The organism is Streptomyces sp. NBC_00582 (assembly GCF_036345155.1).
In the GTDB taxonomy this organism is placed as follows: Bacteria; Actinomycetota; Actinomycetes; order Streptomycetales; family Streptomycetaceae; genus Streptomyces.
On the sequence record NZ_CP107772.1, the window covers coordinates 6,705,976 to 6,731,872 of the forward strand.

24 protein-coding genes, 2 tRNA genes and 1 pseudogene are annotated in these 25,897 nt (G+C 73.1%); 16 read left to right on the forward strand and 11 right to left on the reverse strand.

Translation table 11 applies throughout. The annotated features are described in order from the left end of the window. Positions 1-44: 44 nt before the first annotated feature. Positions 45-746 (forward strand): YidC/Oxa1 family membrane protein insertase, encoded by a 702-nt coding sequence (locus tag OG852_RS30125; RefSeq protein ID WP_133915074.1) that lies wholly within the window; start codon positions 45-47, stop codon positions 744-746. Positions 747-837: 91 nt separating this feature from the next. Beyond that, positions 838-1,695: a fumarylacetoacetate hydrolase family protein gene (locus OG852_RS30130; protein ID WP_330349524.1), complete on the forward strand. Its 858-nt coding sequence runs from the start codon at positions 838-840 to the stop codon at positions 1,693-1,695. 89 nt (positions 1,696-1,784) lie between these two features. Here OG852_RS30130 and OG852_RS30135 read toward each other — a convergent pair whose 3' ends face one another. Both OG852_RS30135 and OG852_RS30140 read right to left on the reverse strand, forming a co-directional pair. Further along, the gene (locus OG852_RS30135; protein ID WP_330349525.1) at positions 1,785-2,291 is read right to left on the reverse strand and encodes a heme-degrading domain-containing protein; all 507 of its coding nucleotides are present in this window, start codon (positions 2,289-2,291) and stop codon (positions 1,785-1,787) included. Further along, a complete protein-coding gene (locus OG852_RS30140; RefSeq protein ID WP_330349526.1) occupies positions 2,288-3,373 on the reverse strand; it encodes a Gfo/Idh/MocA family protein in 1,086 nt (361 codons plus the stop codon). The genes OG852_RS30135 and OG852_RS30140 overlap by 4 nt, the downstream gene beginning before the upstream one ends. A 56-nt stretch (positions 3,374-3,429) precedes the next feature. Here OG852_RS30140 and OG852_RS30145 point away from each other — a divergent pair, with 56 nt between their 5' ends. From OG852_RS30145 to OG852_RS30170, 6 genes are all read left to right on the forward strand, one after another. Next, entirely contained in the window at positions 3,430-4,536 is a 1,107-nt protein-coding gene (locus OG852_RS30145; RefSeq protein ID WP_133915078.1) for an ROK family transcriptional regulator, read from the forward strand. Positions 4,537-4,730: 194 nt separating this feature from the next. Further along, on the forward strand, positions 4,731-5,621 hold the full coding sequence (locus tag OG852_RS30150) for a hypothetical protein (RefSeq protein ID WP_330349527.1): 891 nt from the start codon (positions 4,731-4,733) through the stop codon (positions 5,619-5,621). 118 nt (positions 5,622-5,739) lie between these two features. Further along, a complete protein-coding gene (locus tag OG852_RS30155) occupies positions 5,740-6,519 on the forward strand; it encodes an HAD-IIA family hydrolase (protein ID WP_133915079.1) in 780 nt (259 codons plus the stop codon). 154 nt (positions 6,520-6,673) lie between these two features. Further along, positions 6,674-7,273 (forward strand): hypothetical protein, encoded by a 600-nt coding sequence (locus OG852_RS30160; RefSeq protein WP_330349528.1) that lies wholly within the window; start codon positions 6,674-6,676, stop codon positions 7,271-7,273. A gap of 3 nt (positions 7,274-7,276) precedes the next feature. Continuing rightward, positions 7,277-7,933 carry a class F sortase gene (locus OG852_RS30165; protein WP_133915081.1) on the forward strand — a complete coding sequence of 219 codons (657 nt, stop codon included), beginning with the start codon at positions 7,277-7,279 and terminating at the stop codon, positions 7,931-7,933. Positions 7,934-7,962: 29 nt separating this feature from the next. Next, positions 7,963-8,976: a glycoside hydrolase family 6 protein gene (locus tag OG852_RS30170; protein WP_133915082.1), complete on the forward strand. Its 1,014-nt coding sequence runs from the start codon at positions 7,963-7,965 to the stop codon at positions 8,974-8,976. A gap of 62 nt (positions 8,977-9,038) precedes the next feature. Here the strand turns inward: OG852_RS30170 and OG852_RS30175 are convergent. Then, positions 9,039-9,112 (reverse strand) — tRNA-Lys (locus OG852_RS30175). A 184-nt stretch (positions 9,113-9,296) separates the two neighbouring features. Here OG852_RS30175 and OG852_RS30180 point away from each other — a divergent pair. The 5 genes and pseudogenes from OG852_RS30180 to OG852_RS30200 all read left to right on the forward strand — a co-directional run bounded on the left by OG852_RS30180 (position 9,297) and on the right by OG852_RS30200 (position 15,149). Beyond that, a complete protein-coding gene (locus OG852_RS30180) occupies positions 9,297-10,655 on the forward strand; it encodes a peptidoglycan-binding protein (protein WP_330349529.1) in 1,359 nt (452 codons plus the stop codon). Between the two features lie 143 nt (positions 10,656-10,798). Beyond that, positions 10,799-12,103 (forward strand): SPFH domain-containing protein, encoded by a 1,305-nt coding sequence (locus OG852_RS30185; RefSeq protein WP_330349530.1) that lies wholly within the window; start codon positions 10,799-10,801, stop codon positions 12,101-12,103. A gap of 100 nt (positions 12,104-12,203) precedes the next feature. After that, complete coding sequence (locus OG852_RS30190; RefSeq protein WP_133915084.1) at positions 12,204-12,809, forward strand: lytic polysaccharide monooxygenase auxiliary activity family 9 protein; 606 nt, start codon at positions 12,204-12,206, stop codon at positions 12,807-12,809. Between the two features lie 175 nt (positions 12,810-12,984). Beyond that, positions 12,985-13,452 (forward strand): DUF3592 domain-containing protein, encoded by a 468-nt coding sequence (locus tag OG852_RS30195; protein WP_208117254.1) that lies wholly within the window; start codon positions 12,985-12,987, stop codon positions 13,450-13,452. A 51-nt stretch (positions 13,453-13,503) separates the two neighbouring features. Further along, positions 13,504-15,149 (forward strand): annotated as a pseudogene (locus OG852_RS30200) (AMP-binding protein). On the opposite strand, the gene OG852_RS30205 reads toward OG852_RS30200, so the two are convergent. From OG852_RS30205 to OG852_RS30235, 7 genes are all read right to left on the reverse strand, one after another. Further along, positions 15,115-15,188: transfer RNA gene (locus OG852_RS30205), tRNA-Lys, on the reverse strand. The pseudogene OG852_RS30200 and the gene OG852_RS30205 sit on opposite strands and share 35 nt — an antisense overlap. 91 nt (positions 15,189-15,279) lie before the next feature. After that, the gene (locus OG852_RS30210; protein WP_330349531.1) at positions 15,280-16,038 is read right to left on the reverse strand and encodes an IclR family transcriptional regulator; all 759 of its coding nucleotides are present in this window, start codon (positions 16,036-16,038) and stop codon (positions 15,280-15,282) included. Positions 16,039-16,251: 213 nt separating this feature from the next. After that, positions 16,252-17,028 carry an ectoine/hydroxyectoine ABC transporter ATP-binding protein EhuA gene (gene ehuA, locus OG852_RS30215; RefSeq protein WP_133915086.1) on the reverse strand — a complete coding sequence of 259 codons (777 nt, stop codon included), beginning with the start codon at positions 17,026-17,028 and terminating at the stop codon, positions 16,252-16,254. After that, a complete protein-coding gene (gene ehuD, locus OG852_RS30220; RefSeq protein WP_133915087.1) occupies positions 17,018-17,668 on the reverse strand; it encodes an ectoine/hydroxyectoine ABC transporter permease subunit EhuD in 651 nt (216 codons plus the stop codon). The genes ehuA and ehuD overlap by 11 nt, the downstream gene beginning before the upstream one ends. After that, entirely contained in the window at positions 17,665-18,309 is a 645-nt protein-coding gene (gene ehuC / locus OG852_RS30225) for an ectoine/hydroxyectoine ABC transporter permease subunit EhuC (RefSeq protein ID WP_133915088.1), read from the reverse strand. The genes ehuD and ehuC overlap by 4 nt, the downstream gene beginning before the upstream one ends. Next, on the reverse strand, positions 18,306-19,211 hold the full coding sequence (gene ehuB, locus OG852_RS30230) for an ectoine/hydroxyectoine ABC transporter substrate-binding protein EhuB (RefSeq protein ID WP_330349532.1): 906 nt from the start codon (positions 19,209-19,211) through the stop codon (positions 18,306-18,308). Before ehuB ends, ehuC begins: the two co-directional genes overlap by 4 nt. 67 nt (positions 19,212-19,278) lie before the next feature. Continuing rightward, the gene (locus OG852_RS30235) at positions 19,279-20,229 is read right to left on the reverse strand and encodes a D-2-hydroxyacid dehydrogenase (protein WP_133915090.1); all 951 of its coding nucleotides are present in this window, start codon (positions 20,227-20,229) and stop codon (positions 19,279-19,281) included. A 176-nt stretch (positions 20,230-20,405) separates the two neighbouring features. On the opposite strand from OG852_RS30235, the gene OG852_RS30240 reads away from it, so the two are divergent. Together OG852_RS30240 and OG852_RS30245 are read left to right on the forward strand one after the other, a co-directional pair. Then, a complete protein-coding gene (locus tag OG852_RS30240; RefSeq protein ID WP_133915091.1) occupies positions 20,406-21,134 on the forward strand; it encodes a maleate cis-trans isomerase family protein in 729 nt (242 codons plus the stop codon). Positions 21,135-21,220: 86 nt separating this feature from the next. Then, a complete protein-coding gene (locus tag OG852_RS30245; protein ID WP_330349533.1) occupies positions 21,221-22,369 on the forward strand; it encodes an LLM class flavin-dependent oxidoreductase in 1,149 nt (382 codons plus the stop codon). 13 nt (positions 22,370-22,382) lie between these two features. On the opposite strand, the gene OG852_RS30250 is transcribed toward OG852_RS30245, so the two are convergent. After that, the gene (locus OG852_RS30250; RefSeq protein ID WP_133915092.1) at positions 22,383-24,230 is read right to left on the reverse strand and encodes a putative bifunctional diguanylate cyclase/phosphodiesterase; all 1,848 of its coding nucleotides are present in this window, start codon (positions 24,228-24,230) and stop codon (positions 22,383-22,385) included. Positions 24,231-24,546: 316 nt separating this feature from the next. On the opposite strand from OG852_RS30250, the gene OG852_RS30255 reads away from it, so the two are divergent. Then, a complete protein-coding gene (locus OG852_RS30255; protein WP_330349534.1) occupies positions 24,547-25,815 on the forward strand; it encodes a M6 family metalloprotease domain-containing protein in 1,269 nt (422 codons plus the stop codon). Positions 25,816-25,897 lie beyond the last annotated feature (82 nt).

Consider the following 25,897-nt stretch of genomic DNA (forward strand, 5'->3'; position numbering starts at 1 on the left):
CCCGCTGTTCCGGCACGACGAGACCCCCGGAGGGCTCCTCACCCATGTCCGTTTTCGCCACCCTGGTCGAGCACCTCGCCGACCTGCTCCAGCCACTGTTCGGCGCGTCCGCCGCGGCCGCCGCGATCGTCCTGTTCACGGCGGTCGTACGACTCCTCGTCCACCCCCTGTCCCGGGCGGCGGCCCGCGGCCAGAAGGCCCGCGCGGCGCTCCAGCCGAGGATCGCCGAGCTGCGCAGGAAGCACGCCCGCGACCCGGAGAAGCTCCAGCGGGCCGTGCTGGACCTGCACGCCGAGGAAAAGGTGTCCCCGCTGTCCGGACTGCTCCCCAGCCTCTGCCAGATGCCCGCCTTCCTCCTCCTCTACCACCTCTTCTCCAGCACCTCGATCGGCGGCGAGACCAACGCCCTGCTGGGCCATCGGCTCCTCGCCGCGCCCCTCGGCGACCGCTGGGCCGACGCGCTGGGCGCCGACGGGCCGTTCGGGCCGGCCGGACTGGTCTACCTCGGGCTGTTCGCCGTCGTGGCCGCTGTCGCCACCTTCAACTTCCGGCGGGCCAAGCGGGTCCCGCTGCCCGAGACCGGCACCGGCCAGGACGTGCCCGGCGTCGGCACGATCACCAAGGTCATGCCGTTCCTGTCCTTCTTCACCCTGGTCACCGTGGCCGTCGTCCCGCTGGCCGCGGCGCTGTACGTGATCACCAGCACGACGTGGAGCGCGGTCGAGCGGGCGGTCCTGTACCGGTGACGGTCCAGTACGTGAACCGGGTATTGCGGAGCGCACGCCCAGCTTGGAGGATCGACCAGTCATCCGATGGCTGCTCCCGGAGATGGTGATCATGAAGCTGCTGCGAGTCGGTACGGCGGGCGCGGAGCGTCCCGCGCTGCTCGATGCCGACGAGACCCTGCGGGACCTGTCGGGTGTCGTGGACGACATCGACGGCGCGCTGCTCGCCGACGGCGCCGCGCTCGGCCGGATCCGCGCGGCCGCCGAGGCCGGTGAGCTGCCCGTGCTCGACGCGACCGGGCTGCGGATCGGGCCGCCGCTGGGCCGTATCGGCAAGATCGTGTGCATCGGGCTGAACTACCACGACCACGCGAGGGAGACCGGCGCCGAGCCGCCGGCCGAGCCCGTCGTCTTCTTCAAGGCGCCGGACACGGTCGTCGGGCCGTACGACACCGTGCTCGTGCCGCGCGGGTCCGTGAAGACCGACTGGGAGGTGGAGCTGGCGGTCGTCATCGGGCGCACGGCCCGCTATCTGGAGTCGGCCGAGGAGGGGCTCGCGCACGTCGCCGGATACGCGGTGGCGCACGACGTGTCCGAGCGGGAGTTCCAGATCGAGCGGGGCGGGACCTGGGACAAGGGGAAGAACTGCGAGACGTTCAACCCGCTGGGGCCGTGGCTGGTGACGGCCGACGAGGTCGCTGATCCGCAGGACCTGTCGCTGCGGTTGTGGGTCAACGGGGAGCTGAAGCAGGACGGGACGACGGCGGAGCAGATCTTTCCCGTGGGGGAGGTCGTGCGGTACGTCAGTCAGTTCATGACGCTCCATCCCGGGGACGTGATCAACACGGGGACGCCGGCGGGGGTCGCGCTGGGCGCGCCCGAGCCGAAGCCGTTCCTCAGGGCGGGGGATGTCGTCGAACTGGAGATCGCTGGACTCGGGCGTCAGCGGCAGGAGTTCAAGGGCGCCTGAGAAACCGGGGGCGCGGGTGCACTGCGGGTGCGGGTCCGACGGGGCTTGTGGCGCGGTTCCCCGCGCCCCCGAAAAACAGGGCGTCTTTCCTACAGGTACTTCTCCAGGAACCGTTCCAGGGCCTCGACCACGAAACGGTGGTCCTCCAGTTGGGGGAGGCCCGAGACCGTCACCGCGCCCACCACGCCCACTCCCTCCACGGTGACCGGGAAGGAGCCGCCGTGGGCCGCGTACGCGTCCTGGTCCAGGCGGGAGGACTCCTCGAACGTCGTGCCCCGGGCGCGGTAGCGGGCGCCGACCAGGTAGGAGGAGGCGCCGAAACGCTCCACCACGCGGCGCTTGCGGGTGATCCAGGCGTCGTTGTCGGGGCTGGAGCCGGGCAGGGCCGCGTGGAAGAGCTGCTGGCCGGCGCGGTGGATGTCGACCGCCACCGGGGCCTCGCGCTCGCGGGCCATGTCCACCAGGAGCGAGCCGAGCGCCCACGCGTCCTCATGGGTGAACTGGCGGAAGACCAGCCGTCGTTCCTGGGCCTGGAGCTCCTCCAGGCTGGGGGTGATCTCCGGGGTGAACTTCGGGGTCAGCTCATGGGCGCTCATGACAGCGTCACCACCACTCCGTCTCGTGCCGAACGGCGGGCCGCCTCCAGGACGTCGAGGGCGGCGGCCGCCTCGAGGGCGGTCACCGGGTTCGGGCCGCCGTCGATCAGTGCCTTGGCCACCGCAGCGTAGTAGGCGGGATAGTCGCCGGGGAGGGTCCGTACGGGTCGTCCACCGCCGGTCAGGGGGGATTCCCCGGAACCGACGCGGCCCCACAGCTCCTCGGGCTCCTCGCCCCAGCCGGGCCCGGGGCGGTCGCCCTCGCGCAGGGCCGCCTCCTGCGGGTCCAGGCCGTACTTCGCATAGCCCGCCGTCGAGCCGAGCACCCGGAAGCGCGGGCCGAGCTGGGGGGTGGTCGCGGAGACGTACAGGTGGGAGCGGACCCCGCCGGTGTGGGTGAGGGCGATGAAGGTGTCGTCGTCGGTCTCCGCGCCCGGGCGGCGGACGTCCGCCTCGGCGTACACGCGGGCGGCGGGGCCGAACAGCGCCAGGGCCTGGTCGACGACATGGCTGCCGAGGTCGTACAGCAGACCTCCGATCTCTGCCGGATCGCCGGATTCCCGCCACCCGCCCTTCGGCTGCGGCCGCCACCGCTCGAAGCGGGATTCGAAACGTCGTACGTCACCCAGCTCGCCCTCGGCGAGCAGCGCCCGCAGGGTGAGGAAGTCGTTGTCCCAGCGGCGGTTCTGGAAGACGGACAGGAGCAGTCCGCGCTCGTCGGCGAGGGCGGCCAGCTCACGGGCCTCGGCCGCGGAGCCGGCGACCGGCTTGTCGACGACGACCGGCAGGCCCGCCTTCAGGGCGGCGGTGGCCAGGGGGACGTGCGTGCGGTTGGGGGACGCGACGACGACCAGGTCCAGCTCGTCGGCGCGGGCGAGGAGGTCCTCGGCGGTGGCGGCGAGCCGTACGTCCGGGAACGCGGCGCGGGCCTGGTCCTGCCGCTCGGGGTTCGAGGTGACCACCGTGTCCAGGGTGAGGCCCTCGGTGGCGGCGATCAGCGGGGCGTGGAAGACCGAGCCCGCCAGGCCGTAGCCGATCAGGCCCACGCGCACCGGGGTCTCGCCAGTCTTGCGTCCAGTCATGGACCCCACTTTCGCAACGCTGTTGCCAAAGTGCAAGCAGGGGGGAGAATGGAGGGGTGAACGGGACGAACGGAAGCGGGCGCACGACCGGCGTCAACCTGCCGGACCTGCGCAACCACAACGCCGCGCTGGTGCTGGACCTGCTGCGCTCGGCCGGCCGGGACGGCATCAGCAGACTGGAACTCGCCGACCGCACCGGACTCACCCCGCAGGCCGTCAGCAAGATCACCGGTCGGCTGCGGGAGGAGGGCTTCGCGGCGGAGGCCGGTCAGCGGGCCTCGACCGGCGGCAAGCCACGCACGCTGCTACGCCTGGTCCCCGACGCCGGGCACGCCGTCGGCGTCCATCTGGACCGCGACGAACTGCGGGCCGTGCTGGTCGACCTCGACGGCGGCGTGGTGGGGGAGCGGCGGGTGCCGCTGGATCTGGGCGCGGGCGCGGAGGCGGTCCTGGAGGCGGTGGCGCGGCAGGCCGAGGAACTGGGGTACGGCGCGGGCGGCTCGCTGCTGGGCGTCGGGGTCGCGCTGCCCGGGCCGCTCGACCACGTCCACGGCGTGCTCCACCGCGTCACCGGCTTCCCGGAATGGGACGGCTTCCCCCTGCGCGACACGCTCGCCGAGCGTCTCAGGGTGCCGGTCGTCGTCGACAAGGACACCAACGCCGCCGCCCTCGGGCTCGCCGTCGGCGGCGAGAGCGGCTCCTTCGCGTACCTCCACCTCGGTACGGGCCTCGGGGCCGGGCTGGTGATCGGCGGGACCGTGCACCGGGGGGCGCGCACCGGCGCGGGCGAGTTCGGGCACCAGGTCATCCAGATGGACGGGCTGCACTGCTCGTGCGGGAACCGGGGCTGCGTCGAGGCGCTCTGCCTCGCGGCCATCGGAAAGGGCGACGTGAGCGAGGCCGCCCGGGTCCTCGGTGAGGGCGCCGCCAACCTGGTCGGGCTGCTCGACATCGACCTCGTCCTGCTGGGCGGCCGTACGGTCACGGCGGCACCGGGGCCGTTCGTGCGCGGGGTCACCTCGGTGCTCGCCGACCGGGCCCGCCGCGAGGGGACACCGGACGGCGCCGTACCGGTACGGCTCGCCCCGGGCGGCGACCGCGCGGTCGCCGCCGGCGCGGCCCAACTCCTCCTCGCACCGGTGTTCGGCCGCGGCGACGGCTGAGGGGACCGGCCGGTCCGACCGGGCCCGCCGGGCCGGTGACGAGGGGCCCTGCCGGGCGGCCGGGGCCGAGGGGCCTCGCGGGGGCGCGCGGCCGGCTTCCGTTGCGCCGGAGGGGTGAAAATCCCGCTGATCGTACGGTCTTGTCGTCGTGCCGCCCGCCTCGGGCCCGTTCCGCCCGGCAGGCTCACCTGACCATGCGAGTGTCCACGCCCGACGCCCTCCGCCGTGCCGCGACCGCAGCCGTCACCGCCGCCGCGGCCGCCGCGCTCCTCACCGTGCCCGCGCACGCCGAGGACGGCTCGGCCTGTGCCGGCCCCGACGCGGCCGCGTTCCCCCTCACCACCCGGCTGCACGGCGGACCGGACTCCTACCGCGCCGGCGGCGCCTACGGGACCTGGTACCTCGACCTCACCAACACCACCGACCGCACCTGCGACGGGATCCACCCGGTCGTCGTCCTCGTCGACACCGGGCGCTCCCTGAAGTCCGGCCAGCCGCACCTCGACTTCTACGCGGACGGCCGGCCTCATCCCGTCCGCTTCGAGACGACCGACGAGGACGAACTGGTCGGGGCCTTCACCGACGGCCCCGCCGGGGAGACCGGTGGTTTCGCCGGCTTCACCGTCGCCCCCCACCAGACCCTCACCGTCACGGTGCGCCTCGCGCTCACCTCGGACACCGCGCCCGGCGACATCACCGCCAACGCGGCGCTCGTCCAGCGGCACGGCGACGACGGCGACTGGATCGGCCAGTCGAACGACTACCGGTTCGCCGTCGAGGCCGGGCCCCGCCCGCCGGCTCCCCCGACCGATCCCCCGACCGATCCCCCGGCGGAGACCCACGGCGAGTCCCCTGGCGAGGCCCGCGGCGAGACCGACGGCGAGCCCGGCACCGCGCCCCCGTCCGAGACCTCCGCCGCCCCCGACGCCTCCCCCTCCCCCCGCTCCACCGGCGCCCTCTCCCTCGCCGACGAGGCCGCCGAACTCGCCCGCAGCGGTCTCGGCTCCACGTCCGCCCTCCTCGCCGCCGCGGCCTGCTTCGTTGCCGCCGGCATCGCTCTGCTGCTCGCCCGCCGCCGCAACTGAGCTGCTCCGGTCCCAGCCCGTGGACGCCCCGATTCCGGGCATTCCCTCAAGATCGGGCCTGTGATTAGGCTGGGGCGCACGCAGCACGCAGCACCGCGTACGGCAGGAGACCCCGCACATGGCAGACCGCAAGCCCATCGAGTCGTGGCTCACCGACATGGACGGTGTGCTCATCCACGAGGGCGTCCCGATCCCCGGCGCCGACGCCTTCCTGAAGAAGCTGCGTGAGTCCGGCAGGCCCTTCCTGGTCCTGACCAACAACTCGATCTACACCCCGCGCGATCTGCACGCCCGTCTCCAGCGCATGGGCCTGGACGTGCCCATCGACAACATCTGGACCTCGGCCCTCGCCACCGCCCAGTTCCTGGACGACCAGCGGCCGGGCGGCACGGCGTACGTCATCGGCGAGGCGGGTCTGACCACCGCCCTGCACGACATCGGCTACATCCTCACCGACCACGAGCCCGACTACGTCGTCCTCGGCGAGACCCGCACCTACTCGTTCGAGGCGATGACCAAGGCGGTCCGGCTGATCAACGACGGCGCCCGGTTCATCTGCACCAACCCCGACGAGACCGGCCCCTCCACCGAGGGCCCCCTCCCGGCCACCGGGGCCGTCGCCGCGCTGATCACCAAGGCGACCGGCAAGCAGCCGTACTTCGCGGGCAAGCCCAACCCGCTGATGATGCGCACCGGTCTGAACGCGATCGGCGCCCACTCCGAGACCAGCGCGATGATCGGCGACCGCATGGACACCGACGTACTGGCCGGAATGGAGGCCGGGATGCAGACCTTCCTGGTGCTCACCGGACTGACCCGGCCCGAGCAGGTGGAGAACTTCCCGTACCGCCCCTCGAAGGTCGTCGACTCGATCGCGGACCTCGTCGACCGGATCTGACCGCATCCGACTGAAACGGGCCGGATTGGACCGTAACCGGCCGGTTTCGAAACCCGATCGGCGTCCCAAGCCACCCGTACGGAGCAGTGAGACCCCGCCAGAGGATGCGAAACGGGTCTCGACGGGGGAGTCTCCAGAGAGCTGGAGGTTCACCATGAGTTCACTGAAGGTCACGCTCTGTGCGAGTGTCGCGGCCGCCGCCGCGGTACTCCTCCCCACGGCCCATGCCCTCGCCGCCGACGGCGGGGGCGCGGGCGGCGTCTCCGTGACGCCCGAGACCCCCACGCCCGGCTCCGAGGTCGTCCTGAAGGTCACCGGCTGCGGCGGGAAGACGGCCACCGCGGCCTCGGCCGCCTTCGTCACGGACGCCCGGCTCGTCGGCACGGGCACCCTCGTCGGCGAGACCCGTATCCGCTCCTCGATCACGGCCGGCACCTACGACGTGAGGATCACCTGCGTCGACTTCCAGGTGAAGGGCCGGATCACGATCGTGACGTCGCCGCCGTCGCACACGCCGTCGCAGCCCTCGGTCCCCGGCGACACCCCCGCCTCGCCGATCGCCCCCGTGCACGCGGGCGGTGGCGGTACCGCGCCGCTCGCCGCCGTCGACGAGGCCCGCGTCGAGGGCCCCGGAACGGCGCAGACCGTCACCGGTCTGGTGCTGGCGGGCGTGGCCGCGGCCGTCGTGGTGTACCGGGGCGCCCGCGGTGCCCGGGCCGCCCGGGGCGGCCGCCGGAGCCGCGGGACGGGCTGAGCCATGTCCGACTCCGAACGCTCCTCCGGCCGGCTGGTCACCGGAGTGGCCTGGGCGGTCCTGCTGCTCGGGCTGTGGCTGTGGGGACGCGAGGTGACCGACGTACGGCCGGGGGCGTCCGCGCCGACCACGGGTGACGTGGCCGCCGTGGGCCGCCCGGCGGCAACCGACCTGCCGCCCGCCGCCACGCCGCTCACGGCCGCGCTGCCGCAGCGCATCGACATCCCCGAACTGGGCGTCCAGGCCCCGGTCGTCGCCCGCGGCCTGGACGCCCGGGGCGGGATCGATCCGCCGCCGTTCGACCAGGCGGGGGTCGTCGGCTGGTACGCGGCCGGCGCGAAACCAGGCGCCAGGGGCACCGCCCTGATGGTCGGGCACGTCGACACCGAGACCCGCCCCGCCGTCTTCTACAAGCTGAGCACCATGCGGGCGGGCGAGACGATCCGGGTGGTCCGCGACGACGGCAGGGTCGCCGAGTTCACCGTCGACGGCGTCGAGGTCGTCCAGCGCGCCGACTTCGACGCCCGCGAGGCCTACGGCACCCGGCGGGCGGACCGCGCCGAACTCCGTCTGATCACCTGCGGCGGCACCTTCGACCGGGTGAGCCGCAGCTATACGGCGAACGTGATCGTGTCGGCGTATCTGACGGGCCGCACCTGACCACGAGGCCCACACGAGGGGGGATCGGGATGTACGGCTGGAGGGCTGCCGCCGCTCTGCTCGGAGCGGCGCTGCTGCTCACGGGATGCAGCCCGGGCGACGACGGCGACGCCTTCTCCGGGACCGGGGTGACCACGGCCGAACCGCCCCACCCCGGTCAGGAACCCATGCCCCCCGCCGACCCCTTCTGGGTCGACCCCGACACGTCCGCGGCCCGTCGGCTCGCCGCGTACGAGAGGGCGGGCGGCGCGGCCGAGGCGGCGGCGATCCGCGCGATCGCCGAGCAGCCGACCGGGCACTGGCTCGGCGGGGAGGACCCGGAGGGGTCGGCCCGCGCCGTCACCGAGGCCGCCGAGCGGGCGGGCCGCGTCCCGCTCCTCGTCCTCTACAACATCCCGCACCGCGACTGCGGCCAGTACTCCCGGGGCGGCGCGGCCGACGGCGCCGCCTACCGCGCCTGGATCGCCGCGGTGGCCCGGGGCGTCGCCGACCGCCCGGCGCTCGTCGTCCTGGAACCCGACGCCCTCCTCCACCTCGTCGACGGCTGCACCCCGGCCGCCCTGCGCGAGGAGCGCCTCGGCCTGCTGGCGGACGCGGTCACCACCCTCACCTCCCTGCGGAACACCACGGTCTACCTGGACGCGGGCAACGCGGGCCGGGGCCGGACCGACGAGATCGACCGGGCCCTGCTGCGGGCGGGCGTGGCCCGTGCCGACGGCTTCGCGGTGAACGTCTCCAACTTCTACTCCACCGAGGACTCCCTGGCGTACGGCAAGCGGCTCTCCGCCCAGGTCGGCGGCAAGCACTTCGTCATCGACACCAGCCGCAACGGCAACGGCCCCTACCGCGAGGGCGACCCGGCGGAACGCTGGTGCAACCCCCCGGGCCGCGCCCTGGGGGCCACTCCGACGACCCGCACGGCCGACCCCCTCGTGGACGCCTACCTGTGGGTGAAGCACCCGGGCGAGTCGGACGGCGAGTGCAGGGGAGGCCCGAAGGCGGGGGAGTGGTGGACGGCGTACGCGCTGGATCTGACCCGCTGATCAAGGGCACCGGCGGGCAACGCGAAAGGCCCCCCGCTTTCGCGAGGGGCCTCTGCCGTCTGTGCGCCGCCAGGGACTCGAACCCCGGACCCGCTGATTAAGAGTCAGCTGCTCTAACCAACTGAGCTAGCGGCGCCTGCTGACGTCGTAACTCTACAGGACGCCGGGGTGTGCCTCCGACCACCCGCTCGGGGGGTCCCCCCTTCCGGGCGCCGGTGTACATCATTCGGACCGTCAGCATGCGAGCAGGGACGACAGTTGAGAAACTGGCGAACGTGCACAGCCGCGGACATTTCCATCTGGAGTGTGAGGGGAATCGCATGGAGACTCCGGTATTCGAGGAATTCGATCCCGCGAGTGACTGCGACTGCCCCGGATGCGCGCACTGGCGGCGGGTGAATCCGTATTCCCCCGCGTGGGGGTCCTCCCCATTCGCCGGTCACCCGGCCGCCCGGCGGACCCTGGTCGTCGCCACGGCGGCGGCCGCGACGCTCGGCGCCGGTCATGCCGTATCCGCCCTCGCCGCCCCGCAGGCCTCCGGCCGGCCGGGTGTTCCCGCAGGTGACGAGCCCGACACCCCGCAGGGCGGCAAGGCTCCGCTGCACGGTCCGGGCGGGCGGCCCGCAGCGCCGGAGGCCACCGTGCGGACCCCGGCGACGACCCGTGCGGAGATCATCCGGCGGGCCAGGGAATGGGTCGCGGCCCAGGTGCCGTACAGCATGAGCGCCTACTGGTCCGACGGTTACCGGCAGGACTGCTCGGGCTTCGTCTCGATGGCCTGGCATCTGCCCGGAAACGAGTGGACGGGCACCCTCGGTCAGTACGGGACGCGTATTTCCAAGGAGGAACTCCAGCCCGGCGACATTCTTCTCTTCCATAATCCGGCCGACCCCGAGAAAGGCTCGCACGTCGTCATTTTCGGCGGCTGGACGGACTACACCCGCACCTCCTACGTGGCCTATGAGCAGACCCGTCCGACGGCCCGCCGCCAGGCCACGCCGTACGCCTACTGGAGCCATTCGGACGGCTATGTCCCCTACCGCTACAAGTACCTCGTGGCGGGCTCCGGGACGGGCGCTTCCGGGCAGGAGCCGGCGGCCGTGGCGGGCAGGAGCGACCCCCCGGGCGCACCGGCCACCGCCTACCCCGGCGCGTCGTTCTTCGGGCCGGGGGCCGACAACCCGTACGTCACCGAGCTGGGCCGGCTCCTGGTGGCGCGCGGCGGTGTCCGCTTCTACGGGTCGGGGCCCGGCCCCCGCTGGTCGGAGGCCGATCGCCGGGCCACCCGGGCCTTCCAGGAGGCCCAGGGCTGGCGCGGCGCCGCGGCGGACGGGATGCCCGGTCCGCTGACCTGGCAGCTGCTGGTCACGGGGCAGGGCCGGGAGATCCCGCCCGCCGCACCGCCCCCCACCACCGGTGCGGCGAGTCCGCCCGCCCCCGCCCCGGCCTTCCCGGGCCGGGGCGTGTTCCGCCCCGGCGCGCACAACGCCGACATCACCCGGCTGGGGAGGCAACTCGTGCGGAAAGGGTTCGGCAAGTACTACGCCCAGGGGCCGGGACCGAGCTGGGGCGAGGCGGACCGGCGCGCCGTCGAGGCCTTCCAGCGCGCTCAGGGCTGGCGCGGCGGCGCGGCGGACGGCTACCCGGGCCCGGAGACCTGGCGGCGGCTGTTCGCCTAGGCGGCCACGGGCGGCCGCGGGGGGCGCGGAGGTTCGTAGGGGCGGCGACGCGCAGGCGTTCGCATGGGTCGGCCCGTTCGGTCACTCGTGGGCCCGGCCACTCACTGTCATGGCGTATCTGGCGCGGAGGCTGGAGGCACGCAATGCACACGACCACTTCTCACACACCCGAACCGGGCACCCCCTCGGACCCGGGCACCGCGGCGGACGTGACCGCCGAGGAGCCGGGCGGGCTCGCACCGGCCGAGGCCGCCCTGTCCGCCCCCACTCCTCACCCGGCCCCGTCCGCCCCCACTCCTCAGCCGCCCCCGTCCGCCCCCTCTCCCCAGTCGGCACGGACGCCCGGCGAGCCACCCGCCCGGGGGGACCTGGGCGAGGCCGTGCCGGGGCGGACCGGGCGGCTGATCCACAACGAGGCGACCACCGAGATCCCGGTCCATCTGCTGTTCCGGGACGAGGCCGGGCCGCGGTCGGTGGCGGTGGGGCCCGCCGTGGTGGGGAGCCGGAGCGCGGAGCCGCCGAGGCTGCGGCGACCGGTGCCGGCGAAGGCCCGGCCGGTGGCCGAGGTCGACCCGGCCCTGGTGGAGCGGTCCGCGCGGGTGCTGCCCGGGGCGGCCGGAGTGCTCGCCGGGCTCTGCGGAGCGGCCGGGTGCGTGGCCGCCTCCTGGTGGGCGGGCGTGCTGCCGCCGCCGGTGGAGGAGGCGCTGCGGCTGCCCGCGTGGGCGGGGGCCGGGCTCGGTCCCGCGCAGTGGGCGGCGTACGCGGGGGCCGGGGCCCTCGGACTGTTCGGGTTCGGGGGGCTGGCCCGGGGAAGGACGGGGCGGGCCTGGGTGCTCGGCCTGTTCGGCCGGTACCGGGGCACGGTCCGCCGCACCGGTCTCCTCTGGGTCAACCCGCTCCTGCTGCGCCGTCAGGTCGACGTACGGCTGCGGCACTGGCGCAGTGAGCCGATGGCGGCGGCCGACGGCAGCGGGGTCGCGCTGCGGGTGGTGGTCCTCGTGGTGTGGCGGGTGCGGGACACCGCGCGGGCCACGCTGGGCGTCGAGGACCACGAGACGTATCTGCGGGAGTGCGTCGAGGCGGCCCTGGCGCGGATCCCGGTGGAGCCGCCGGGCGCGGGCCGGGGGTCGGTCGAGGCGGCGGGGGAGGCGCTGACCCGGCGGGTCGCGCGGGACGCGGGCGCGATCGGCGTGGAGGTGTTCTCGGTGCAGCCGCTGCGCATCGAGTACGCCCCGGAGGTCGCGGCCGCGATGCACCGGCGCCGGATCGCCGCGCTCGACGCCCAGCACCGGGCGACCGTGCTGACGTCGGTGGTGGACTCGGTGGAGGACACGGTGACCCGGCTGACCATGCGGGGCCTGGTGGAACTCGACGACTACGAGCGCAAGGCGCTGGTGAAGGACCTGACGGTGGCGTTCGCCGCGGGGCGCGGGGAACAGGCCCCGTGATTGGTCTGGACATGTTCATGAAACGGCCATAATCTCGAACTTGGTCTAGACCTGCACGGCTCGGCTCAGTGAACTCCCCACGTTCTCCAGGAGCGGCAGCATGCGCAAACAGACCAAGCTGTACGCCGCCGTGGTCGGACTCGCCACCACCGGAGCCCTGGTGCTCTCGTCCGGCGGCGCGAGTGGCCACGGCTACACCGATCTGCCCGTCAGCCGGCAGAAGCTCTGTCAGAACGGCACGGTCACGGACTGCGGTGACATCCAGTGGGAGCCGCAGAGCGTCGAAGGTCCGAAGGGCTTCCCGGGCTCAGGGGCGGCCGACGGATCGATCTGCTCCGCGAACAACACCCGCTTCGCCCAGCTCGACGGCCCGAGGACCCCCTCGGGCGGGGCGTGGCCGACCACCAGGGTGACCGGCGGTCGGAGCTACACCTTCCGCTGGCAGTTCACCGCGATGCACGCCACCACCGACTTCAAGTACTACGTCACCAGACAGGGCTGGAACCAGAACCACAACCTGGCCCGCTCCGACCTCACCCTCACCCCCTTCCTCACCGTCCCCTACGGCGGTCAACGCCCGCCCGCCACCCTCTCGCACAGCGGCACGCTCCCGTCGGGCCTCACCGGACACCATGTGATCCTCGCCGTCTGGACGATCGCCGACACCGGCAACGCCTTCTACGCCTGCTCCGACGTCACCTTCTGAGCGACCGTCGGCAGGACCCGGGCCCGTGTGCGCCCTCACCGGCGCACGCGGGTCCCGGCAGGGGCTTCGCACCCCCGAGTTCTGAGCTTCTCTTGAGTCAACCCCGCCCCGCGCACGGGTACGTTCCCTGCACACCGGCCGCGCAGGACGGTGACCGGAGTTCGGGGGGCTCTCTGTGGACGTCTTCTTCCTGATCGTCCCGTCGATCATGATCGCGGGCATCCTCTTCGCCATGTACACCGTGATCAGCCGCTCGCGCCGGGCCACCCGGGCCTGGGGCAGCGGGCTGACGGCCGAGGCGCGCTGTCTGCGGACGTACACCACGACCAGGACCGGCGGCGGTGAGCACCGCCGGGTGACGACAGTCCTGCACCACGTCTACGAGTTCACCACCCGCGAGGGCCGGGCGGTCCGGTTCGAGGAGGAGAACGGGCCGGGGACGACCCTCGAAGGGGACATCGTCACCGTCTTCTACCCGGCCGACCGCCCCGAGCAGGCCACGGCCCACCCTCCGGCGCACGGACGGCTCTTCGCGGAGTCCGGCTGTCTGCTGGTCTTCCTCGGGGTGGCGCTCGCGTTCTGCGTCGCCTTCATGATCGGCGCCCAGACGGAGGCCTCCGGCTGGAGCGACGTCGCGCCGTGACCCCCCTTCGGCCATAGTCATCTGACGCTACGTCAGCTACCGTGCGCCTCCATGGAGTCCGTCGCCGAACTCGTAGCGCACCGCTGGGACGACCACCGGCCGGGACTGTGGTGCGCGGACACGGTGCTCAGCCATCACGAGCTCGCGGCCGGTGCCGCCGCGCGCGCCGCGCTCCTCGCCGACCTGCTCCCGCCGCGTGCCGAACCGCATGTCGGGGTGCTGCTGGACAACACCCCGGAGTTCCCACTGTGGCTGTCCGCCGCCGCGCTCGCCGGTGCGGCGGTCGCCGGGATCAACCCCACCCGCCGGGGCCCCGAGCTGGCCCGGGACATCCTGCACACCGAGTGCCGGCTGCTGATCACCGAGCACGCCCACCTCCCGCTCCTCGCCGGCCTCGACCTGCCCGGCCTGCGCGTCCTGGTGACGGACACGCAGGAGTACGAGGCCCTTCTCGCGCCCTACGCGGCCGCCCGCCCGGATCCGTCCAGGGCCCGCCCCGCGGACCGGTTCCTCCTCTACTTCACCTCCGGCTCGACCGGCGCCCCCAAGGCGGCGATCTGCACCCAGGGCCGGCTGGCCGCGGCGGGGCGGTCCCTGGCGGCGCAGTTCTCCGTCACACCGCAGGACGTGCACTACGTCTGCATGCCGATGTTCCACGGCAACGCGGTGATCGCCGACTGGGCTCCCGCGCTGGCCGCCGGTGCCGGGGTCGCGCTGCGGCGCCGCTTCTCGGCCTCCGCCTTCCTCGGCGACGTACGGCGGTACCGGGCGACGTACTTCACCTATGTCGGCCGGGCGATCCAGTACCTGCTGGCCACCGAGCCGGGCCCCGGGGACCGGGACCACGTGCTGCGGCTGGGCTTCGGCACGGAGGCGGGGGTGGTGGACGCGGCGGCCTTCGAGCGGCGGTTCGGGGTGCGGCTGGTGGAGGGGTACGGCTCCTCGGAGGGTGGCGCGGCGGTGCAGTGGACGCCGGGGACCCCGGTGGGCGCGGTGGGGCGGGCGGGGCCCGGGCTCGCCGTACTCGATCCGGAGTCGGGGAAGGAGTGTCCGCCGGCCGCCTTCGACGCCGCGGGGCGGCTGCTGAACGGGGACGAGGCGATCGGGGAGCTGGTCAATCGCGGGCCGAACCCGTTCGAGGGGTACTGGCGCAACCCGCGGGCCGAGGCCGAGCGGCGCCGCGGCGGTGTGTACTGGACCGGCGACCTCTTCTACCGCGACGCCGACGGCCATCTGTACTTCGCCGGCCGCACCGACGACCGGATCCGCGTCGACAGCGAGAACCTGGCCGCCGCGATGATCGAGAACATCCTCGCCCGGTACGAGGGCGCGGCCGCCGTCGCCGTGTACGCGGTGCCCGACCCGGTGACCGGCGACCAGGTGATGGCGACGATCGCCGGGGACTTCGAGCCGGCCGCCTTCGCCGCGTTCCTGTCGGCCCAGCCGGACCTGGGGACGAAGATGGCACCCCGGTTCGTCCGGGTGGTGGACCGGATGCCGGTCACCGCGACCAACAAGATCCACCGGGCGCTGCTGCGGCGGGAGGGGGTGCGGTGCGCGGACCCGGTGTGGTGGCGTCCGCCGGGGGAGTCCCGCTACCGCAGGCTGACGTCCGAGGACGCCGAAGGGCCCCTCGTGTCTCCACGAGAGGCCCTTCCTCGGTGCGCCGCCAGGGACTCGAACCCCGGACCCGCTGATTAAGAGTCAGCTGCTCTAACCAACTGAGCTAGCGGCGCATGACTCCCGCCGTCCGCCCTTCGGCGGCCGGCGACAGAGAAAATACTACCTGCTCCCGAGGGGTGCTTCCGACCATCCAGTGCCGGGGCACTAGATCGCCAGGGAGAGCAGGACCGGTGCCGCGTTCCTGTTCAGGGCGTCGGCCGCTTGGCGCAGGCGGTGGGCGTGGGCGACGGGCAGGGAGAGGGCGAGGCAGCCGACGGAGGAGCCCGCGGTGATCGGGACGGCCGCGCAGACCGTGCCGACCGCGTACTCCTGGAGGTCGAGATGCGGGACCGTGGGCGGCTGGGACTCCAGACGGGACAGCAGGAGCCGGTCGCTGGTGATGGTGCGCGAGGTGAGACGGGCCATCTTGTGCCGGGAGAGATGGTCCCGCCGGCCGTTGTGGTCGAGCTGGCCCAGCAGGCTCTTGCCGAGCGCGGTGGCGTGCGCCGAGGAGCGGAAGTCGAACCACTCGTGGACGGCGGGGGTGGCGGGGCTGTCGGCGTACTGGGCGATGGTGACCTCGCCGTCGACGTACCGGCTGACGTAGACGGCGGCGCCGATCGAGTCGCGCAGCCGGTCGAGGGTGCGCTGGAGCTGCTCGCGCAGGGCCTGCTGGTGGCCGTGGGCGGAGCCGAGGCGGGTCAGGGCGTCGCCGGTGACATAGGCGCCGTCGGCGACCTGCTCGACGTACCCCTCGCGGCGCAGCATGCGCAGGAGGGCGGTCAGCCGCTCCGTGCCCAGGCCGGTCTGGCGGCCGAGCTCGGCGTCGGTGACACCGGTGGAGTGCCGGGCCACTGTCTCCAGGACGCGCAGGGCGTCCTGGGCCGAGTGGTACGGCGCGGTCGGCTCGTGCTTCAGCGCCACGGTGTTCCCCCCCTGGTCGCTTTCTCTGGCCGTGATCCATCGATCGGTGATCCTGGCAGCGAATCATCTCCACGATAACGGCCAAGACGACACAGGGGAGGGGTTGTTGGCGAGAACATGGTGCGCCTTTGGTGCCCTCAACTGCGGCACTGACCCTCTGGCATATGCCCCGGTCATGCCCAGTCGCCCTGGCCCGCGCGCGACCTGCCCCTCTTACAGCACCGCGCTCAGGAACTCCCGGGTCCGCTCCTCCTCCGGCGCGCTGAAGATCTTCTCCGGCGGACCCGCCTCGACGACCCGCCCCTTGTCGAACATCAGTACCTGATCGGAGATGTCCCGGGCGAAGTTCATCTCATGGGTCACACAGAGCATGGTGATGTCGGTGGTGCTGGCGATGTCCCTGAGGACGTCGAGGACCCCGGCGACCAGTTCGGGATCGAGCGCGGAGGTCACCTCGTCCAGGAGCAGGATCTGCGGCCGCATCGCCAGCGCCCGCGCGATCGCCACCCGCTGCTGCTGCCCGCCCGACAGCCGCGACGGCCTGGCGTCGCACTTGTCGGCCAGCCCCACCAGCTCCAGCAGCTCGCGCGCCCGCGCCTCCGCCTCGTCCCTCGACAGACCGAGCACGGTCACCGGCGCCTCGGTGACGTTCCTGAGCACGCTCATGTTCGGGAACAGGTTGAACTGCTGGAACACCATCCCGATCTGCTTGCGGACCTCCCGCACCTGCTTCGGCGGCGCCGGGAACAGCCGCTGCCCGCCGACGGTGATCGTGCCCTCGTCGGGCCTGGTCAGGGTCATCAGCAGCCGCAGGATGGTGGTCTTGCCGGAGCCGGAGGGCCCGATCAGGGTGACGTGCCGGCCCGGCTCGACGGAGAAGTCCAGACGGTCGAGGACGGTGTGGTCGCCGAACCGCTTGGTGACCTGCTCCAGCCGGATCAGCTCGGTGGTCTGCTGCTTCTTCGGGGTGGGGGTGGTGTCAACGGACAAGGCGTCGCTCCAGGGTGCGCAGAAGGAAGGAGGCGAGGGCGGAGATGACGATGAAGGCCACGCCGATCACCGTCAGGGGCTCGGTGAACCGGAACTGCTGCTGGGAGAAGAGCCGCGCCCGGCCGAGCATCTCCAGCACGGTGATCGCCATCAGCATCGGCGTGTCCTTGAGCATCGCGATCACGTAGTTGCCGAGCGCCGGCACCACCCGGCGGACCGCCTGCGGCAGGATCACCGCACGCCAGGTGCGGCCCCTCGGCAGGTTCAGCGCGGTCGCCGCCTCCCACTGCCCGGCGGGCACCGCCTCGATGCCGGCCCGGTAGACCTGCATGGTGTACGTCGAGTAGTGCAGCCCGATCGCCACGACCCCGGTGGTCATCGCGGACAGGGTCAGCCCCCACTCGGGCAGCACGTAGAAGAGGAAGAACAGCTGCACCAGCAGCGGGGTGTCCCGCACGAACTCCGTGACGATCCCGACGGGCCACTGCACCCAGCGGGTCGGCGTCCGCATCAGCAGCGCCCACACCAGCCCCAGCGTGAACGAGATCAGCGACCCCAGGGCCAGCGCCTGGAGCGTGACGAGGGTCCCGTCCCAGAACAGCGGCATGAAGTCGCGTACGGCGTCCCAGTCCCAGTTCATCGCAGCCCCGCCTTCAGCCGGTGCTCAAGACCTCGCATCAGCCGCGTCAGCAGGAACGCGACGAGGAAGTAGATGAGCAGGACGTACGTGTAGATCTCCGCGCTCTCCTGGAGCGCGAGGCGGACCAGGTTCCCGCTGAACGCCAGATCGCCCATGCCCATGACCGACACCAGGGCGGTGCCCTTCAGCAGCTCGATCAGCAGGTTGCTGAACGGCGGGATCATCTCCGGCACCGCCTGCGGCAGCAGGATCTTGCGCAACCGCTGTCCGGGCGTGAACCCGAGCGCGACTCCGCCCTCCTTCTGCGCCGGGTCGACCGCGCCGAGCGCCCCGCGCACGATCTCCGCGCCGTACGCCCCGTAGGTCAGCCCGAGCGCCAGCGTCCCCGCCCACATCGGCACCAGTTGCCAGCCGAAGGCGGGCGGCAGCACGAAGAACACCCAGAAGATCATCACCAGCGCAGAGGTCCCCCGGAACACCTCGGTGTAGCAGCCCGCGAGGAAGCGGACGATCCACAGCCGGTGGGTGCGCGCGATCCCGACGGCGAAGGCCACGACGGCTCCGAGCGCCGCGCTGAACACGAGGAGCTGGACGGTGGTCCAGACCCCCTTGAGGACGAGTTCCCACAGTCCCGACGTCATCCGCCGCAGAGCTCCTTCGCGGTCAGGTCCGTCATCTCGGCCTTCGTGAACCCGAAGGGCCGCAGGACACGGGCCAGTTCGCCGCTCCTCCTGAGCCGGTGCAGCTCGGTGTTGAAGGCGTCCCGCAGCCGGGTCTCGGGGAGCCGGAAGGCGAAGGCACCCCCGTCCGCACGCGGCTTGCCGTCGACGACGGGCGCGAAGGGCCTGGTCGCCTCCGCCTTGCGGGACCTCTTCACCGCGTCACGGGAGGCGACCGCCGTACCGGCGAACACGTCGGCCCGCCCGGCCTCCACGGCGTTCAGGCCGGCGACCTGGTCGGGCACGATCAGGATGTCGCTCTCCTCGTAGCCCGCCGCCACCGCGTGCTGGATCTGCGCGTACCCGGTGCCGGTGGCGAACTTCGCCTTCTTCTCGACGACGTCCCGGTAGTCGCGCAGCCCCTTCGGGTTGCCCTTGCGCACGACGAACGAGTCCAGCATCTGGTACTCCGGGTCGGCGAACAGGACCTGCGCGCAGCGTTCGGGGGTGACGTACATCCCGGCGGCCACGACGTCGAACTGCTGCGCGTTCAGCCCGGGTATCAGCGACCCGAACTCGGTCGGCACGGGCTGCACCTCGTCCACGCCGAGCCGCTTGAAGATCACCTTCGCCAGCTCGGGGGCCTCCCCGGTGAGGTGCCCGTCCGTGTCGATGTACCCGAAGGGGATCTCGCCCGCGATGCCGAGCCGTACCACCCCCGCGGCGCGGAGCCGGTCGAGGAGGTCGCCGCCGTCCGTCGTGGACGCGGTGGCCACGCGCGAACAGCCCGTGGCGCCCAGCGCGCCGAGCGCCGCCACCCCCGCGAGCAGCGACCGACGGGTGGGGTTGTCGTGGTGTGTGGATGGTCTGTTCGGTGGAGCCATGGCGGCGCGGCTACCCGGGGCCCCACCGGTTATGCGGGGGTGTCGTGTGAGGGGAGTGTGGTGACCGTCAGCGGCCGGGGACGTATCCGCGCGCCTTGTCGACCACGTTCCGCAGCGGCCGGCCCGCCGCCCACCGCTCGAACAACTCCACGAACTGCGCACCCAGCTCGTCGTGCCGGCCGACCGTCGCGCCGGCCATGTGCGGGGACACCAGCAGACCCGGGACCCGCCACAACGGGCTGTCGGGCGGGAGCGGTTCGGTGCCGAACACATCCAGGGCAGCGCCCGCGATCCAGCGGCTGCGCAGGGCCCGTACGAGTGCCTCCTCGACGACCAGACCACCGCGGCCCACGTTCAGGAAACGGGCGGAGGGCTGCATCACGCCGAACCGGCGGGTGTCGAACATGCCGTGGGTCCGCTCGGTGAGCGGGGCCGCCGCGATCACCCAGTCGGCGCGGGCGAGAAGCCGGTCCAGGTCGTCGGGGCCGTGGATGCCGGTGTGCGGGACCCGGCCGACGAGCGCGGTGGTGACGCCGAGGGCCTTGAGGACACGGGTGATCGCCCGGCCGACCGGGCCCGAGCCGACGACCACGGCCCGGCTGCCGGCCACCCGCCGGCTCTCCCGGGGCCGCCACTCGCCGCGCGTCTGCAGCTCCCCGGTGCGCGGCAGGTCCTTCGCCATCGCCAGGACCAGCGCGGCGACGTACTCGGCGACCGGTTCCTCGAAGACGCCGCGCGCGTTCGTCAGCACCGTGCCGGAGGCGGCCAGTTCCGGGGAGAGCACACGCTCCACGTCCGCGCTCGCCGTGTGCACCCAGCGCGGCCTCGGCCCCGCGCCGGGCCAGGCCGCGCGCACCGCGTCCGAGGCGGTGTCCCACACCAGCAGGACGTCGGCCCGCGGCAGGAGGCCGCCGAGGGTGGATCCGTCGGCGTGCAGGATGCGTACCCGGCCCGTGAGACGGCCGAGGCGGGGGAGAGGCTCGGCGTCGAGGACGAGGAGCGTGGGAACGGCGGCCATCCGGTGCCTTCTCCGTGACCAAGGGCCTGACGTGCGCGGACGGAACACGGTCGCACCCCGGCCCCCGACCGTCAACACGGCCGGACCGCCAACCAGGTGAGGATGGAGCCCGTGGGCTGCGCCCGCTGGGTACCCGGGTACTTCCCCGAAGACGAGCAGCAGCAGGAAGGCCGGTCATGACCGCACTCGGATTCCTCCACCCGGGCCACTCGGCCGACGACGACTACCCCCGTATCGAGCAGCTCCTCGGCAGCGACATCCGGGTGGACCTCGTCCGCGCGGATTCCGGCGAGGACGTGGGGCGGGCGGACGCCTCCCTGCGCCTGGGCGCACCCCACCGGCTGGCGGCGGGCGTCGAGCAGTTGCGGCTGTCGGGGGCGGAGGCGATCGTCTGGGCCTCCACGAGCGGCAGCTTCGGATACGGCTGGGAGGGCGCCCACGAACAGGTGCGCACCCTCGCGACCGCCGCCGGCATGCCCGCCTCCTCCACCTCCTTCGCCTTCGTGCACGCGGCCCGGGAACTGGGGGCCGCCCGGGTCGCCGTGGCGGCGACCTACCCGGCGGAGGTAGCCGGTCCGTTCGCCGGGTTCCTGCGGGCGGGCGGCCTGGAGGTGACCGCGGTGCACGCCGCCGGGGCCACCGCGGAGCAGGCCGGCGCCTGGGGCGAGGCGGAGGTGCTGGCACTCGCGCGGGCGGCCGACGCGTCGGGCGCCGAGGCGCTCCTGCTGCCCGACACCGCCCTGCACACCGTCGCCTGCCTCCCGGCCCTGGAGCGGGAACTCGGCACACCCGTCCTCACCGCCAACCAGGTGACGGTCTGGGAGGGGCTGCGGCTCACGGCCCGCCGGGTGAACGCGCCGGGGCTGGGGGCGCTGTTCCGGCGGGAGCCGATCGTGCAGGCGTGAGCCGCGGGACTCCTCGCGGGAATAAACGGGGACACCCTCCTGTTAGGGCACGGAGGACACCGCAAGCCCGACGACAGGAGGACCCCGTGGCGGCAGACGAGACGGCGGCGGACAAGACCGCGACGGACGCGACCGCGACGGACGGCACGGCGAGCGACGGCATACGCGCCACCGCCCACGGCACCGCCCCCACCGCCCTCTCCGTCCTCGACCTGGTCACCGTCGGCTCCGGGCGCACCGCCACCGACGCCCTGCGCACCAGCGTCGACCTCGCCCGGCTCACCGAGTCCCGCGGCTTCCACCGCTACTGGGTCGCCGAGCACCACTCGATGCCCGGCGTCGCCTCCTCCTCGCCCGCGGTGATCCTCGCCCACCTCGCCGCCCACACCGACCGCATCCGCCTCGGCTCGGGCGGTGTGATGCTGCCCAACCACGCGCCCCTCGTCATCGCCGAGCAGTTCGGCACCCTGGAGGCGCTCGCGCCGGGCCGGATCGACCTCGGGCTCGGCCGCGCCCCCGGCACCGACGGCGCCACGGCCGCCGCCCTGCGCCGGACGGCCACCCTGCACGAGGGCGCCGACGACTTCCCCGAGCAACTCGCCGAGCTGACCCGCTTCCTGGACGACGACTTCCCCGACGGCCACCGCTACCGCCGTATCCACGCGGTGCCCGGCCCGGTCCAGGCGACCTCGCCCGGCGGTGTCCAGTCGCGGCACCGCCCGCCGATCTGGCTGCTCGGCTCCTCCGGCTTCAGCGCCCGTCTGGCCGGACTGCTCGGTCTGCCCTTCGCCTTCGCGCACCACTTCTCCGCGCAGAACACCGTCCCGGCGCTCGACCTGTACCGGGAGTCGTTCCGCCCCTCCGAGGTGCTCTCCGAGCCGTACGCCCTGATCGGCGTCTCCGTCCTCGCCGCCGACGACGAACGCGAGGCGCGCCGCCAGGTCCTGGCGACGGGCCTGAACATGGTCCGGCTGCGCACCGGCCGCCCGGGTCTCTTCCCGTCCCCCGAGGAGGCGGAGGCGCACGCGTTCAGCGAGCTGGAGCGGGAGTTCGTCGACTCCTGGACGGCGAACATCGTCCACGGCACCGCCGACGAGGTCCGCACCGGCCTCGACGACCTGTACAAGCGCACCGGCGCCGACGAACTGATGCTCACCAGCCACGCCCACCGGGGCGAACTGCGCCTGCGCTCGTACGAACTGGTCGCGGACGCCTACGGCCTGCCGGCGGCCTGACACCCCCGGGTGCTCACGGGTTCGCCACCGCCGCGCGGTCCGGTCCCGACGCCCTGAGTTCGGAGATGCGATCGGGCGACACCGCCCGTGAGTACAGCCAGCCCTGGCCGGTGTCGCAGCCGATGCTGCGCAGACGACTGGCCTGGGCGGCGGTCTCGACGCATTCGGCGGTGACGGTGAGGCCGAGGCGGTGGGCGAGGTCGATCATCGCCTCGACGACGACCTCGTCCGCCGGGTTGGGCGCCGCGCCCGTGCCGTCGTACTGGAAGCCCCGGACGAACGACCCGTCCAGCTTCAGGACGGAGACCGGCAGCCGGCTCAGATAGGCGAGGTTGGAGTACCCGGTGCCGAAGTCGTCGATGGCGATGTGCACGCCCATGTCGCTCAGGGCCTGCAGCGCCTGGAGCGGCCGGCCCGCCGAGCCCATGACGGCCGACTCGGTGAGCTCCAGCTGGAGGAGGTGCGGGGGCAGCCCGGTCTCCGCGAGGATCTCCGCCACGTCCGCCACCAGGTCGGAGTCCCACACCTGACGGACCGCCACGTTCACGCTCACGAACAGCGGGGGCTCCTCCGGCCGGTCGAGCTGCCAGGCGCGCGCCTGCCGGCAGGCGGTGGCCAGAATCCAGCGCCCGAGCGGGACGATCGAGCCGTCCTCCTCGGCCAGTGCGACGAACCGATTCGGCGGCAGGGACCCGAACCGGGGGTGGTCCCAGCGCACCAGCGCCTCCACCCCGCGCAGCCGTCCGTCCGACATGCCGACCAGCGGCTGGTACTCCAGCCGGAACTCCCCGCGCTCGATGGCGGGCCGCAGGGTGGAGGCGAGGGCCTGGCTGGTCATCAGATGCGCGTTGCGCTCCGGGTCGAACAGCGTCCAGCGGTCCTTGCCGTCCACCTTCGCCCAGTACAGCGTGGTGTCGGCGGCCTGCATCAGCGCGGTGGCGCTGGTCCCGGCCGCGTGGCGTTCGACGACCCCGATCGAGGCGGAGACGTTCATCCGCTGCCCGGCCAGGTCGAAGGGCGCCTGAAGGGCCTTCAGTACGGACTCGGCTAGATCCGCGAGCTGTTCGGTGCCGGTCGAGTCCTCCACCAGCAGGGCGAACTCGTCACCGCCCAGTCTGGCCACGAGAGGCTCGCTCGGCCGGTTCTGCCCGGCCTCCTTCGCGCAGTCCGTCAGCCGCTCGGCGACGGCCGCGAGCAGCCGGTCGCCGACGCGATGGCCGAGGGTGTCGTTGACCGCCTTGAATCCGTCCAGGTCGAGATAGCACAGACCGATCCGGCCGGTCCCGCTCTGCTCGTACGACTCCGCCTCCAGCGCCGCCGACACCCGCTCGAAGAACAGCGTGCGGTTGGGCAGCCGGGTGACCGGGTCGTGCATCTGGAGGTGCCGCAGCCTCGCCTGGAGGTCACGGCGGTCGCTGACGTCGGCGACCGACAGCAGCACCCCGGGGCCTCCGCCGTCCAGCGGCGCGACCGTGACCTGGGCCCAGAGCGTGCGTCCGTCCGGGTGTTTCAGCCGCCGGGTGCAGCGCAGTCTCGCCTGCCGGCCGCGCAGCACCTCGCGGTAGGCGTGCCAGGTGCGGGCGTCGGAGGCGAGGTCCAGGAGGTCGGCGGCGACCCGCCCGACCAGGCTCGTCCCGTCGCCGCCCAGCAGTTCGCCGAGCGCCTGGTTGGCGTCCACGACCTGGCCCTCGCGATCGACGAGGGCCATGGCGAGGGGTGCCGACGCGAATACGGAACGGTAGGCCGGGGGGTCGGCTCCCTCCGGGCTCTCCGCACAAGTAGCTGCCTGACTGTCACGCTCCGTGACGGCGGACCGGTCGAGGTCTGCCGCGGGCGTCGGCCCTTCGGACGTTCCGCTCACCGCTCGCTCCCGCAGTGCACTCGATCGCTGTCCTGGCAGGAAAGTGTGCCGATCATAGATGCTGCCCCCGGAGTCGCGCAGCCACTGCCCAGTGTCCCCGAACACCCCACCCTTCTGACAGATCGTTTCTGCCCGCAGGTGGACCGCTTCTGCAGGCGCCCGATCGCTTGTGACGGACCGTGAGAATTCCGGGGGTGTCGGGATTGATGCCCGCTTTCTCCCTCCTCACTCTTCTGGGGCAGACAAACAGGGCATAGCGCGACAAAGTCCAACAGGCTGGGGGCGGTGATCCGCGAACCGCCCCCGGAGGTCCGAAGTGCCGCGACTGTTCCCGCGCCCCCGACTGCGCAGCACCGCGGCCCTGTGTACCACCCTCTCGGCGATCGCCGCGATCTCCCTGGCCACCGGCCCCTCCATCGCCGAGCCCTTCTCCGCGGCGCCCTGCGCCCTCAGGCGCACCGACGCCCACCACTCCGAGGGCCTCGACACCTGGAACACCGCCTACCCCCGCCCCACCCGCGCCCTCGACGCGGTCATGGTCTTCCTGTCCTTCCCGGACCGGACCCCGACCACCACCCCCGCCGAACTCACCGCCGACCACTTCCCGGCCACCAGCCGCTTCTTCCGGCAGGCCTCCTACGGCAGGTTCAGTCTGCGCGCGCACCCCCTGAAGCGCTGGCTCCGGATGCCGAAGCCCTCCACCTCGTACGCCATACAGCGCGACTGGAACGCCGAGCGCCGCGCCGCCTATCTGCGCGACGCGCTCGCCGCCGCCGACCCCCAGGTCGATTTCTCCCGGTACGACCTCGTCTATTTCGTCGCCGACCCGGACGCGCCCGGCGTGGACTCCGACGCCACCAAGGTCGTCAACCTGGACGAGCCCCTGCACGCCGACGGCACGGACATCCGCCGGGTCGTCACGGTCTTCGAGAAACACCCGCCGGACCAGCTGGTGCTGGCCCACGAGACAGGCCATGTCTTCGACCTGCCCGACCTCTACCACCGCCCGGTCGACGGCAAGGGCGACTGGGACACCTACGTCGGCGACTGGGACCTGATGGGCAGCCAGTTCGGCCTCGCCCCGGATCTCTTCGGCTGGCACAAGTGGAAGCTGGGCTGGCTGGCGCCCCGCCAGGTGGTGTGCGTACGGAACGCGGGGCCGACCCGGCTCACCCTGGAACCCCTCGGCGCCGGCCCCGGGGTTCCCGTCACCGGCACCTTCGGCGCACCCGCCTTCGGCCTCGGCGACGGCGTCAAACTGGCCGTCGTCCGCACCGGCCCGGACACCGTCCTCGCCTTCGAGGCCCGCGGCCCCCTCGGCAACGACCGCGCCGCCTGCCGCGCCGGGATCCTCGTCTACCGCATCAGCTCCGACGCCCAGTCCGGCCGCGGCCCGGTCGAGGTGATCGACGCCCACCCGCACACCGAGGCCTGCTGGGAGTCCTCCGTCTACCCGGCCCTCGCGGACGCCCCGGTCACCCTCGGCGAGAGCTTCACCGTGCCGGGCGACGACGTACGCGTCGAGGCGGAGAGCCGCACCCCGACGGGAGCCTGGAACGTGAAGATCACGCTGCCGCGCGTCTAGACACCGGCCGACCGGTCCGACCCCGAGGGGGTGTGGGTGGCGGAGCCCCACCGCGCGCGGCGCCGGCCGCACAGAAAGGACG